An 11,401-nucleotide genomic window follows, 5' to 3' on the forward strand; every position below is an offset into this window, starting at 1 on the left:
GTGGGAGCCGGTTATCGGAACAAGACGCGCTCAAGACTTAGAGTTTAGAGCCTCATTCAACGATCAGACGGTTCCGTCTGATCGCATCAGGCTCTAGGCGCTCATGGCCAGGGGGCGGGCCGGTTCCGTCCCCTGGACCATCTCGCCATAGAGGCGCATCAGGCCCTGGAAGGTGGCGGCCCAGCCATGCCGCGTCTCGGCCCGGCGCCGTGCGGCGGCGGAGACGGCGTCCAGGTCGCGGGCGAACAGGGCCTCGATCGCTTCGGCCAGCGCGACCGGCGTGACGCCCTCGGCCGGCTGCCCCACCCTCTCGTCAATCAGCTCGCCGACCCCGCCATTGCGAGGCCCGACCACCGGCGTGCCCGAGGCCAGGGCCTCCAGCACGGCCAGGCCGAAGGGCTCGTTCTCGTTGGCGTGCAGGAAGGCGTCGGCGCTGGCCACCAGGCGCGCCAGGGCGGGAGCGTCGGCCTCATAGTCGAGGGAGATCACCCGATCAGAGGCGCGCGCATCCTTGCCGGCGCCCACCAGGAGCAATCGATAGGAACCGCCCAGGCGCTCCACGGCGGTGATCATGGCCTCGATATTCTTTTCCCGCGCCGGCCGGCCGATGAAGGTCAGCAGTCGGGTGTCGGCGGCAAGCCCCAGCTGGCGGAGGAGGCCAGCGCGGTCGCCGCGGTCCGGATGGAAGAGTTCGATATCCACACCCAGGGGCTGAACCGCCACATCGTCGACGCCGGCCGCGGCCAGGCGCCCGGCCATGTGCCGGCTGGGGGCGATCACCCGGTCGAAGCGGGCGAAGGTCTCGGCCCACTGACGTCTGGCCGGCGCCCTGGCCCATTCCCCCAGATGAAGCGCCGCCAGGGCTGCGGCGTCGGTGTGGCAGAAGCCGACCACGGGCCGGCCGGCTCTCTGGCCCGCCTCAAGGGCGGCCAGGCCCGGCACGAAGACATCCCCAGCCTCGATCACATCGGGCTCGAGCAGCGTGATCATGTCGGCCCACCTGGTCACGCTGGCCGGCATCCGATAGCCGTCGCCGAAGGGCAGGCGGGCCGCAGCGATGGTCACGAGCCCTGGGCCGGCCTGACCGGTGCGGCGACCGGGCGCGACGATGGTGTGGCCGACGTCAGGTCTGTGCGAGCGCAGCCAGTCACGCTTGGCCAGCAGGTAGCGCTTCACGCCGCCGGAGCGGGGCGCATACATCATGGTGGCGTCGACCAGATGGAGGCTGTCTGGCCCAGCCGCCGGGCGAGGAGGGCTGGCGTCCTGGCTTAGTCGCGCCAGGACCACCTTCCTCGAGGTCGGGTTTTGCAACACAGCCGCGCCCTTTCCACCCGCCGATTGATCCTTGATCCATCAACGGGGCGCAGGCGATTTTGATCCGCAGACCTAACGACCTGAAGACGCCGCCCGGCCATCTTCGGCGGCCCGCACCAGGGTGATGAATTCGGCCCGGTCGCCGTCGACGTCTTGGCCTCGCGCGCCCTGGGCCAGGGTCTCGATCTCATCCCAGTCGAAGCTGTCGGCCACCCAGGGATCGCCCCGCAGCTTCTGGCCAAAGGCGGCCACGGCGATGGCCCAGCGCGTCGCCTCCGGCGCGCGGGTGAGGCTCGCGGCCCGATCGGCCTTGGTCACCGGCCGGGTCATGAGCTGGGACTCCGATCCGCCGGGCGCCTTGTAGCGGACCTTGAGAAAGGCGAGCTCCTGGCCGCCGCCCGCGCCGCGGGGGCTGGGCTGATAGCGCAGCGGATCGCTGGAGGGCCGGGCGCCGACGGGGGTGATCTCGTAGAGGGCGGTGACCGACGCGCCTGAGCCGACCTCGCCCGCATCGACCTGGTCGTTGTTGAAGTCCTCGCGGTTCAGCAGCCGCGTCTCGTAGCCGATGAGCCGGTACTCGGCGACGGTGGCCGGATTGAACTCCACCTGGATCTTCACGTCGTCGGCGATGGGGAACAGGCTGGCCGGCAGGTCGTCGCGGAACAGCCGGCGGGCCTCGGCCAGGGTGTCGATATAGGCCGCCGTGCCGTTGCCGTTCTGGGCCAGGCTCTGCATCATCACGTCGTTATAGTTGCCGCGGCCAAAGCCGTAGACCGAGAGATAGACCCCGGTCCGACGCTTCTCGGTCACCAGGTCCTTCATGCGTTCCGGATCGGAAATCCCGACATTGAAATCCCCGTCGGTCATCAGGATCACGCGGTTGACGGCCTTCGGATCAAAGTTCTGGGCCGCCAGATCATAGGCCAGCGCCAGGCCCTGGCCGCCGGCGGTGGAGCCGCCGGCCTCCAGCACGCCCAGGGCGCAGCGCATCGTCAGCTTGTGGGTTCCGGCGGTGGGCGCGAGGACCGCGCCGGCCGAGCCGGCATAGGCGACCATCGAGACCCGGTCCTCAGGGCCCAACTGGTCGATCAGCACATTCATCGCCTTCTTGGCCAGGGGCAGGCGATCTTCGCTCCACATGGATCCGGAGGTGTCGATCAGAAAGACCAGGTTGAGCGGCGGCTGCGCGCTGGCGGCCAGCTCATAGCCCTGCAGGCCGATATGCAGAATCTCTCGCTCCGCCGACCAGGGCGAGGGGGCGAGGCTGATGCTGGCGGCGAAGGGCGCCTCCCCCCGGCGCGGCGCGGCGTAGCCATAGTCGAAATAGTTGATCAGCTCCTCGACCCGCACGGCGTCGGACGGTGGCCGCACGCCATCGTTGAGGAACCGGCGGACATTTGCGTAGCTGGCGGTGTCCACATCGATCGAGAAGGTCGAGACCGGCTCCTCGGCCGTGCGCTTGACCGGGTTGGGCGTGGCGTTGGGATAGCGCTCGGTGTCGCGCTGCGGAACGGGAGAACCCGGCTGGGGCACGATGCGCGAGCCGGTGACCGAGACGCTTTCCTGGGCCGCGGGGGAGGCCGTCCTGGGCTGCACCGGGGGCACGGGCAGCGGCGGGATGGGCGCTCGTCCCGGCGCGACGGCCATGGCGGGCGGCGGCGGCGCGCCCATCATCTGGCCGGCGCGATAACGCCTGTCGTCCCGCGGCGGAGCGAAGCCCAGGGCCGCGCAGGCTTCGGCGGTCGGCTCGCCGTCCCGCACCAGGGGCGCCGCACTCGCCGACAGGGGCGAGAACGCCACGATCCCGGTGAGGCTGAGCGTGAAGGCCGAGCGTATCGCTGGAGACGCCATGTCGGTTCCGATCTTGGCTTGGGGTTCCCTCAAGCTGGAGCTTGCGTGCGTCACTGGGGCGAAAGATTGACGACCGGCCCGCCTACTGAGCCTCGAAGAAGGCGTCGGGGCCCTCGACCTCGACCAGGCGGCCCTTGCGGATTTCGACGAAGCGGGTGGCGGCCGTGCGGGTGAAGTGCCGGTCGTGGGAGACGAACAGGCAGGTGGTCTCAGCCTCTTCCAGCTGACTCTCCAGGGCCTCCTGGCCTTCGATGTCCAGGTGGTTGGTAGGCTCGTCCAGCAGGTAGAGGTTGGGCCGCGCGAGCTTCAGCCGCAGGAAGATCAGCCTGGCCCGCTCCCCGTGGCTGAGGTCCCCGATCGGGCCGCTGACCCGGGCGTGGGAGAAGCCGGCCTTGGCCAGCAGGGCGTTGGTCTGGGTCTTGGTCGCCGCCTCCGCGCCCGCCACATAGTCGAACAGGCTCATCTTCAGCGGCAGGTCGCGCATGGCCTGGTCGAAATAGACCATCCGGATGGAGGGGTTGAAGCGGATCGGCGCGCTTCCGTCATAGTGGGTCTGGGCCGGGTCGTAGGCCTTGGCCAGGGCGTTCAGCAGCATCGACTTGCCTGCGCCATTGATCCCGAGGATGGCGATGCGGTCGCCGACCGCGACATTCAGGCGCTCGATCCGATAGAGGGCGCGGCCGTCGGGCGTGGCGACCGTGACATCGGCCAGCCGCAGGGCGACCTTGGCGTCCATCTCGCCTTCGCCCAGCTCCAGGCGGCGCTCGCGGCCCACATAGGTCTCGGTCCGCTCAGCCTCGATGCGGGCGATCCGCTTCTCGGTGGCCTTGGCGCGCTTGTGGAACTTGTCGTTCAGGACGCCCCACTGGCGATAGCGGGCGGCCATGGCCTCCAGTCGGTCAATCTCCTTGGCCTCCAGCTTGCGCCGGGTGGCCTCGGCGGCGTCGCGGGCCATCAGTTCGGCGCGGGCGGCGACAAAGGGCAGGGCGAAGCTGTGCGCCCCATCGGTCCTCAGGAAGACGGTGCGGCTGGTGGTCCGCTCCAGAAAGGCGCGGTCGTGGCTGACGATCAGCATCGGCAGGCGGCGCTCGGCGGCCAGCCAGCGCTCCAGCCGGTTGATATTGGCGAGGTCCAGGTGGTTGGTCGGCTCGTCGAGGATCAGCAGGTCCGGCTCGGCCAGCCGCACGGCCGATGCGATCAGGAACAGCCGCCGCCACCCGCCGCTGAGCGCGGAAAACCGGGTTTCCGCCAGTTCGGCCGGGATTTCGAACTCGTCCAGCAGGACGTCGATCCGCCAGTCCTCCGAGCCATCCTGCGGCAGGGCCGTGGCCAGAACCTCCCGGGCGGTGAGCGCCAGCAGGTGGTCAGGCGCCTCCTGGGGCACGTAGCCGACCTTCAGGCCCCGCGAGCGGATGATCTTGCCGCTGTTCAGGTCCAGTTCGCCGGTCAGGCATTTGAGCAGGGTCGACTTGCCGGCCCCGTTCTCGCCGACCAGGGCCGTGCGCGCGCTATCCAGGGCGAAGGTCACGCCTTCGAACACCCGGGTGGCCCCGTAGTAGAAGCTGGCGTCTTCCACGCCCAATACGGCTGTCGGCCCGGCCATGTCTGCGCCCCCCACCTTCGCGCCATGCTGGGCGGCACTTAACGGCCCCGGGCGCGCCTTGCCCAGCCGGAAAGGGGCGGGCTCAGCCCCTTTGGGCGAGCGCGATCTGCGCGATCAGCACCGCGCCGTCTGGCGCCGCCTCGGTGTCTAGCCGCAATTGCGAGATCCGGCTGCTCGTCCAGTCGTCGCCCCCGCGGGCCAGATTGGCCATGTCATAGACAAGGGTGACGGGAAAGGCCGTCTCTGGCGGCCAGGTCTCGATGGGCCGGGCCATATAGGCCGCCGACTCCCCGTGCTCGTCGGTGGCGTAATAGAGGGCGCCGTCCCAGGGGCCGGCGGCGGAGGTTCGCATCAGGCGGACCAGGATCAGGTTTGCTGACGCCCCCGACAGGCCAAGACCGGACGGCGATCGCAGTTTCGGGTCGCCCGACTGGCTGATCAGTTCGGCGCCGACGCCCGGCTGATGGCGAAGCTCGCCGCCATCGGCCATGAACCCGTGCAGCCCGTTCGCAAAGTTCCAGCTGTGGACCACCAGCAGACCGGGGCCTTCGAACTGGCGAAGGTCATCGCGCCAACGGATCTGATCGACCCAGCTATGGTCCGGCCGGGGGTCGGCCTTGTCGCAGGCGGCCAGGGTGAGGGCGCCCAGCTGCGCCAGGGCGGCGCGTCGAGACATCATGGGACGGCTCCCTCTCGCTGATAGATGCGCAGGGCCTCGCCGGCATAGGTGACACGCCAGGGGGGCGGCAGCGGCTCGCCGCCAATGGCGATCACCTGGCTCCCCCCCTCCAGAAGGTCGGGCGGCACAGGACCTGGCGGACGGACCAGGATCTGCGCCTCGCCGTCATAGGCCATGAAGGCCATATGGCTGGCGTTATGATCATAGGCGAGCACGACCGGCAGGCTGTCGGTTGGCTTTGAACCTCGTGCGACGTGCAGATCCTGCTGGAGGGCGGCGCGGGGCCCGGCGATCTCCCGGCCGACCCAGGCGTCGTCATAGTGGGTTGAGATCAGGCCAAGGGCGACGAAGGTCGCCGCCCAGGCGCGGAGCAGGTCGCAGCCCAGACAGAGGGCCAGGGAGAGGGCGCTCACCGCCCCGGCGGACAGGAGCAGATAGGGCGCCGGCGGCACAAAGCCCCAGCGGTCCAGATGCGGCAGATAGAAGGCCGAGAGCGCGCCGCTGTCCCAGGGGTTGAGCAGCACCCCCAGGCGCCAGGCGACCAAGAGACCCAACAGTCCCGCCATCGGCATGGCCGCGAGCAGCAGACGGCGGGGCCAGGCGGCGCCGCGCCAGAACCCCGCCAGGGATCCGCCGGCGGCGATCCAGAGCAGGGGAACATAGAATTCGAAATAGCGCCCCCACAGCCGGCCGCTCTCGCCTGGGATGGCCGAGACCTTGACGGCGAAGACCAGGATCATCGCCAGGGCGGCCAGGAAGGCGGCGGCCAGCAGGACGAAGGCCATCTCGTCCCGGCCCAAGGGTTCGCGTCGCCGCCAGCGCTGAGCCACAGCCAGGCTCCCAGCCACCAGGGGCGCGCCGGCCAGCAGCAGGGTCGCCGAGCCCAGCGACAGGAGGGTGATGGCGGCCGTGCGGACGGGCTGGTCCGGAACCCGTCCGAAATGGTCGCCATAGGCTGAGCCCATGAAGAAGGTCAGGGCGGCCTCGGGGCGGCCACCCAGGAACTCGATCCCTGCGCCTGTGACCAGGAAGACGGCGACGAACACGCCCAGTTGCGTCAGGGCGGTCAGGGGCTGGCGCACACGGACCGCGACCAGGGCGATCAGCAGGGCGGTCATGGCCGGGACCATGGTCAGGCCGTGGGGCTTGATCAGCACCAGCAGGGCGCACATGGCGCCCATCAGGACGGCATGAGCCCAGGGCCGGCTGACCGCCCAAAGCGCGCTGGCGGCGGCCATCGCCGCCAGGACGAAGACGAACACGCCCTCGGGCATGGCGGTGACCACGAAGCGATGGAACGGGTAGGCAAGCGCCGCCAGCAGGACCCAGCCGGCGACCTGGGGCGCCTGAGACGACCGTACGGCGCGATGCAGAATCCAGAGGCCGCCTACATAGCCCGCGGCGCCGATCAGCCGCAGCCACGGCAGGAGGTTGTCGGTGAGATTCTGGGTCAGGCGGATGAGCAGGAGGTAGGCGGTGTTGCCCACCGGCTGCAGCGTCGGGTGGCGCTCGGGATGGGCGGCCAGCACGTCGCCATAGAGGGCGCGGATCAGATAGGCGCCCTCATCTCCCGCATAGAGGGGCCAGGGCGTGAGGATGCGATTGAGATAGAAGAGGCCCACCAGCCCTGCGCCGATGAGGATGGCGGCATCCAGACCGCGTAGGGCGGGGCGAAGCCGAAACCGAACTGACGCCACACCGAAACCTCTCGCGCAGGCTCTGCAAGGGGACCCCATGGCCCCCATCGACGGGCCTTATGACTCAGGCTTAGCCACAAAAAAAGACGCCGCCCCGGGGGGACGGCGTCCTTGTTCGACTTGGCGGCGAAGGCCTACTTCTTGAGGGCGTCGCGGACGCCTTCCTTGACGTTGCCGACGGTCTTCTGGATCTTGCCTTCGGCCTGATCGGCATGGCCTTCGGCTTCCAGGCGCTCATTGTCAGTCATCTTGCCGACGCCTTCCTTGAGCTTGCCCTTGGCGTCCTTCATGCCGCCTTCCACTTGATCCTTATGCATTGGAATCTCCTAGCTTTTCTCGGGGCCGGGGTGGCCGTGTGTGTTGCTAGAGAAAAGCCCCGGGGGCGGTTTTCGTTCCCGCAATCCCGGCGACCCGCGGAATCTGCGCGCGACGAATCCGGCCGCCGCCGTTGCGCCGAAGCCGGGGGGCGTCTATTTCCTGCACCAATTCCGAAATCGTAATTCAAGGCGGGCGCGGCACCATCCATGGCGCAGCAACATATTTTTCAGATGCAGGGCCTGACCAAGGCCTATCCCGGCAGCAAGAAGGTGTTCGAGAACATCTGGTTGTCCTTCTATCCCGACGCCAAGATCGGGGTGGTGGGGGTCAACGGCTCGGGTAAGTCCACCCTGCTGAAGATCATGGCCGGCATCGACAAGGAGTACACCGGCGAGGCCCGCGCCGCCGACGGCGTGAAGATGGGCTATCTCGAGCAGGAGCCGCACCTGGACGAGAAGCTCGACGTCTGGGGCAATGTGATCTCCTGGTGCGAAGAGAAGAAGATCTTCGACGCCTACAACGCCGTCGCCGCCAAGATGGGCGAGGAATATACCGACGAGCTGATGGAGGAGATGACCGCCCTCCAGGAGAAGCTGGACGCCGGCGATCTCTGGGACATCGACAGCCGCATTGAAATGGCCATGGACGCCCTGCGCTGCCCGCCGAACGACTGGCCGGTGGACAAGCTGTCGGGTGGTGAGAAGCGCCGGGTGGCGCTGGCCCGCCTGCTGCTGTCCAAGCCCGACATGCTGCTGCTGGACGAACCCACCAACCACCTGGACGCCGAGAGCGTCGCCTGGCTGCAGCACCACCTGGAGGCCTTCCCCGGCTGCGTCATCCTGGTGACCCACGACCGCTACTTCCTGGACCAGGTGACCAAGTGGACCCTGGAGCTCGATCGCGGCAAGGGCGTGCCCTATGAGGGCAACTATTCGTCTTGGCTGGAGCAGAAGGCCAAGCGCTCGGCCATCGAGGACCGCGAGAGCGAGAGCCGCAAGCGGACCCTGGAGCGTGAACTGGAATGGGTGCGCTCCTCGCCCACGGCGCGCCGGACCAAGTCCAAGGCCCGTCTGGCGGCCTTCGATGAACTGGTCAACGCCTCGGAACGCGAGAAGCAGTCCTTCGCCCAGATTCAGATCCCGCCGGGCCCGCGCCTGGGCAATGTGGTCATCGAGGCCGACAACCTTGAAAAGGCCTATGGGGAGAAGCTGCTCTTCAAGGACCTGACCTTCCGCCTGCCGCCCGGCGGCATCGTCGGGGTCATCGGCCCCAACGGGGCGGGCAAGTCGACCCTGTTCAAGCTCCTCACCAAGCAGGAAGTCCCTGACGCCGGCGACATCCGCCTCGGCGAAACGGTGCAGCTGTCCTATGTGGATCAGAGCCGCGACGCGCTCGATCCCAACAAGAACGTCTGGGAGGAGATCTCCGGAGGCCTCGACATCATGAAGGTCGGCGCCCGCGAGATCATCAGCCGCGCCTATGTGGGCTCGTTCAACTTCAAGGGCGCCGACCAGCAGAAGAAGGTCGGCCTGCTCTCGGGCGGCGAGCGCAACCGCGTCCACCTGGCCAAGACCCTGGCCTCTGGCGGCAATGTCATCCTGCTCGATGAGCCCACCAACGACCTGGATGTGGAAACCCTGCAGGCCCTGGAAAGCGCGCTCGAGGACTTCCCCGGCTGCGCCGTGGTCATCAGCCACGACCGCTGGTTCCTGGACCGTCTGTGCACCCACATCCTGGCCTTCGAGGGCGACAGCCACGTGGAATGGTTCGAGGGCAACTTCGACGCCTATGAGGAAGACAAGAAGCGTCGCCTCGGCACCGACAGCATCATTCCCCACCGCCTGAAGTTCCAGAAGTTCAGCCGCTAGGAATCAAGGCCGGAATCCGCCGGATTTTCCGGAACTTCCGGCCGCCCAACCTGTTCTCCGCGGGACACTCGAACCCCAAAAGGAGAACGCCATGGCGAGCCCTCGTATTGATGGCCGCAAGGTCGCCGTGCTGGCGACCAACGGCTTTGAACAGTCCGAACTGGAACAGCCTGTCGCGGCCCTGACCGCAGCCGGCGCCACCGTCCATGTGATCGCCCCCAAGGGCCCGGAAATCCAGGGCTGGGAGCATCACGACAAGGGGCGCAAGACCGCCGTTGATCTGGAACTGGCCAAGGCCAAGGCCGGCGAGTACGACGCCCTGGTGCTGCCGGGCGGCGTGATCAACCCCGACGCCCTGCGCCTGGAGAAGAAGGCCATCGCCTTCATCGGTGAGTTCGTGAAGGCCGGGAAGCCGATCGGCGCCATCTGCCATGGTCCCTGGACCCTGATCGACGCCGGCGGGGTCGAGGGCAAGACCATGACCTCGTGGCCCTCCCTGGAGACCGACCTGAAGAACGCCGGCGCCAAGTGGGTCGACAAGGAGGTGGTGGTCGACCAGGGCCTGATCACCTCGCGTAAGCCCGACGACATCCCGGCCTTCTGCAAGAAGCTGATCGAGGAAATCGCCGAGGGTCGCCACGCCGCGGCGGCCTGAGCCCTAGCCGCTCAGGCGGTCGGCGCCCTGGTCACGGGGTCGCCGCACCGGTTATAGGGCGGGGAGCAAGCTGGAGCATCGCCCCATGTCCGCCTCCCCGCCCGTCGTCCTCCTCTCCCACGTCATGCTCGGCCCCATGCAGGCTGGCCTGGAGGCCAAGGGCTATCGCGTGGTCCGCCGCTGGGACTTGGCTGACGCTGATCGCGGCGAGGTCGCAGCCATCGCCCATGCCGGCGAGGTGGTCCTGGAGCCGGAGTTCCTGGCCACGTTGCCCAGGCTCGCCCTGATCGCCTGCATCAGCGTCGGCTATGACGGGGTGGATGTGCCTTGGTGCCGCGCGCGGGGGATCGAGGTCACCCACGCCGACGGGCTCAACGCCGAGGATGTGGCCGACCACGCGGTCGGCCTGCTGATCGCCTCCTGGCGCAATATCGTCGAGGGTGACCGCCATGTGCGTGACGGCCGCTGGGCGCCGGATGACCGGCTGGGCGCGCGGCCGGCGCTGAAGGGCCGCAAGGTCGGCGTGGTCGGCATGGGCCATATCGGCCAGGCCTGCGCTGTCCGCGTCGAGGCGTTCGGCCTGGAGGTGGCGTGGTGGGGTCCGAACCCCAAGCCCGACCTGCGCTGGCCCCGGGCCGAAAGCCTTCTGGCCTTGGCTGAAGCCAGCGACATCCTGATCGTGGCCTGCCGCGCCGATGCGTCCAACCGCGGGCTGATCTCGCAAGGTGTGATCGAAGCCCTGGGGCCGCGGGGCCTGCTGGTCAATGTGGCCCGCGGCTCGGTGGTCGACGAGGATGCGCTGATCGTCGCCCTGAAGGACAAGCGGCTGGGCCGCGCGGCGCTCGACGTCTTCTGGCAGGAGCCGACGCCGGCGGCGCGGTGGGAAGGCGTGCCCAATATCGTGCTCTCGCCCCACTCGGCCGGCGGGACGCTGGAGTCGATCCCCAAGATGATCGGCCAGGCGCAGGAAAATCTGCGCCGCCATTTCGCCGGCGAGCCGCTGCTCAGCCCGGTCCCCTGAGCGATCAGGGCGTAGCCGGCTGACATTTGCGTGAATCCTCGGCCTTGGGGTGAACCCGCGGGCGCCAGGGGCATTTTGGGGGACCAGTTGCTTCAAGGTCCCGCTCATGAACGCCTATGCCACGCCTCTGCCCAGCCCGCCGCGGGACGCGTTCATCGAACTCTGCCAGCGCTATGACGGCCTGCTGGCCGACGGCGCGCCCGCCCTCGAAGACACGGCCCGAACAGACCTCCGGGCCTTCGCCCGGCTGTTTGACATGGGGATGGAGGACGCCTCCGAGGCCGATGTCTGGGTAGCGGTTCGCCGCCGCCTCGAGGCCGATCTTGCGCCAGCCCTACAGGGGGCGGCCGAATGGGTCTATGAGGAGCAGAAGCAGGCCGCCTGATCTGTGGGCC

The 11,401-nt window shown here is 68.5% G+C and carries 10 protein-coding genes; 4 read left to right on the forward strand and 6 right to left on the reverse strand.

Features of this window, described 5'->3' with window-relative positions; genetic code table 11:
• Positions 1-93 precede the first annotated feature (93 nt).
• The 6 genes from Q8L83_RS01895 to Q8L83_RS01920 form a co-directional block, all read right to left on the reverse strand.
• Positions 94-1,203 (reverse strand): glycosyltransferase, encoded by a 1,110-nt coding sequence (locus Q8L83_RS01895; RefSeq protein ID WP_305284450.1) that lies wholly within the window; start codon positions 1,201-1,203, stop codon positions 94-96.
• 183 nt (positions 1,204-1,386) lie between these two features.
• The gene (locus Q8L83_RS01900) at positions 1,387-3,165 is read right to left on the reverse strand and encodes a VWA domain-containing protein (protein WP_305284452.1); all 1,779 of its coding nucleotides are present in this window, start codon (positions 3,163-3,165) and stop codon (positions 1,387-1,389) included.
• 82 nt (positions 3,166-3,247) lie between these two features.
• On the reverse strand, positions 3,248-4,768 hold the full coding sequence (locus tag Q8L83_RS01905; RefSeq protein ID WP_305284453.1) for an ABC-F family ATP-binding cassette domain-containing protein: 1,521 nt from the start codon (positions 4,766-4,768) through the stop codon (positions 3,248-3,250).
• An 82-nt stretch (positions 4,769-4,850) separates the two neighbouring features.
• On the reverse strand, positions 4,851-5,447 hold the full coding sequence (locus Q8L83_RS01910) for a hypothetical protein (protein ID WP_305284454.1): 597 nt from the start codon (positions 5,445-5,447) through the stop codon (positions 4,851-4,853).
• The gene (locus Q8L83_RS01915) at positions 5,444-7,144 is read right to left on the reverse strand and encodes a hypothetical protein (RefSeq protein WP_305284455.1); all 1,701 of its coding nucleotides are present in this window, start codon (positions 7,142-7,144) and stop codon (positions 5,444-5,446) included. The genes Q8L83_RS01910 and Q8L83_RS01915 overlap by 4 nt, the downstream gene beginning before the upstream one ends.
• A 134-nt stretch (positions 7,145-7,278) precedes the next feature.
• On the reverse strand, positions 7,279-7,461 hold the full coding sequence (locus tag Q8L83_RS01920) for a CsbD family protein (RefSeq protein WP_305284456.1): 183 nt from the start codon (positions 7,459-7,461) through the stop codon (positions 7,279-7,281).
• 207 nt (positions 7,462-7,668) lie between these two features.
• Between Q8L83_RS01920 and ettA the strand changes: the two genes are divergently transcribed.
• The 4 genes from ettA (at position 7,669) to Q8L83_RS01940 (ending at position 11,391) form a co-directional block, all read left to right on the forward strand.
• Positions 7,669-9,330 (forward strand): energy-dependent translational throttle protein EttA, encoded by a 1,662-nt coding sequence (gene ettA, locus Q8L83_RS01925; protein WP_305284457.1) that lies wholly within the window; start codon positions 7,669-7,671, stop codon positions 9,328-9,330.
• A gap of 91 nt (positions 9,331-9,421) precedes the next feature.
• Complete coding sequence (locus tag Q8L83_RS01930) at positions 9,422-9,985, forward strand: type 1 glutamine amidotransferase domain-containing protein (RefSeq protein ID WP_305284458.1); 564 nt, start codon at positions 9,422-9,424, stop codon at positions 9,983-9,985.
• Positions 9,986-10,070: 85 nt separating this feature from the next.
• Positions 10,071-11,006, forward strand: a complete 936-nt coding sequence (locus tag Q8L83_RS01935) for a 2-hydroxyacid dehydrogenase (RefSeq protein ID WP_305284459.1) — start codon at positions 10,071-10,073, stop codon at positions 11,004-11,006.
• Between the two features lie 106 nt (positions 11,007-11,112).
• Positions 11,113-11,391 (forward strand): hypothetical protein, encoded by a 279-nt coding sequence (locus tag Q8L83_RS01940; protein ID WP_305284460.1) that lies wholly within the window; start codon positions 11,113-11,115, stop codon positions 11,389-11,391.
• The last annotated feature ends 10 nt before the right edge of the window (positions 11,392-11,401 follow it).

It is taken from the genome of Phenylobacterium sp. (assembly GCF_030680185.1).
GTDB lineage: Bacteria > Pseudomonadota > Alphaproteobacteria > Caulobacterales > Caulobacteraceae > Phenylobacterium.

Excerpts from the sequence above, each read along its gene's own strand:
- Q8L83_RS01895 (WP_305284450.1), bottom strand. The coding sequence starts at position 1,203 with ATGATGTATGCGCCCCGCTCCGGCGGCGTGAAGCGCTACCTGCTGGCC.
- Q8L83_RS01900 (WP_305284452.1), bottom strand. The coding sequence starts at position 3,165 with ATGGCGTCTCCAGCGATACGCTCGGCCTTCACGCTCAGCCTCACCGGG.
- Q8L83_RS01905 (WP_305284453.1), bottom strand. The coding sequence starts at position 4,768 with ATGGCCGGGCCGACAGCCGTATTGGGCGTGGAAGACGCCAGCTTCTAC.
- Q8L83_RS01910 (WP_305284454.1), bottom strand. The coding sequence starts at position 5,447 with ATGATGTCTCGACGCGCCGCCCTGGCGCAGCTGGGCGCCCTCACCCTG.
- Q8L83_RS01920 (WP_305284456.1), bottom strand. The coding sequence starts at position 7,461 with ATGCATAAGGATCAAGTGGAAGGCGGCATGAAGGACGCCAAGGGCAAG.
- ettA (WP_305284457.1), top strand. The coding sequence starts at position 7,669 with ATGGCGCAGCAACATATTTTTCAGATGCAGGGCCTGACCAAGGCCTAT.
- Q8L83_RS01930 (WP_305284458.1), top strand. The coding sequence starts at position 9,422 with ATGGCGAGCCCTCGTATTGATGGCCGCAAGGTCGCCGTGCTGGCGACC.
- Q8L83_RS01935 (WP_305284459.1), top strand. The coding sequence starts at position 10,071 with ATGTCCGCCTCCCCGCCCGTCGTCCTCCTCTCCCACGTCATGCTCGGC.
- Q8L83_RS01940 (WP_305284460.1), top strand. The coding sequence starts at position 11,113 with ATGAACGCCTATGCCACGCCTCTGCCCAGCCCGCCGCGGGACGCGTTC.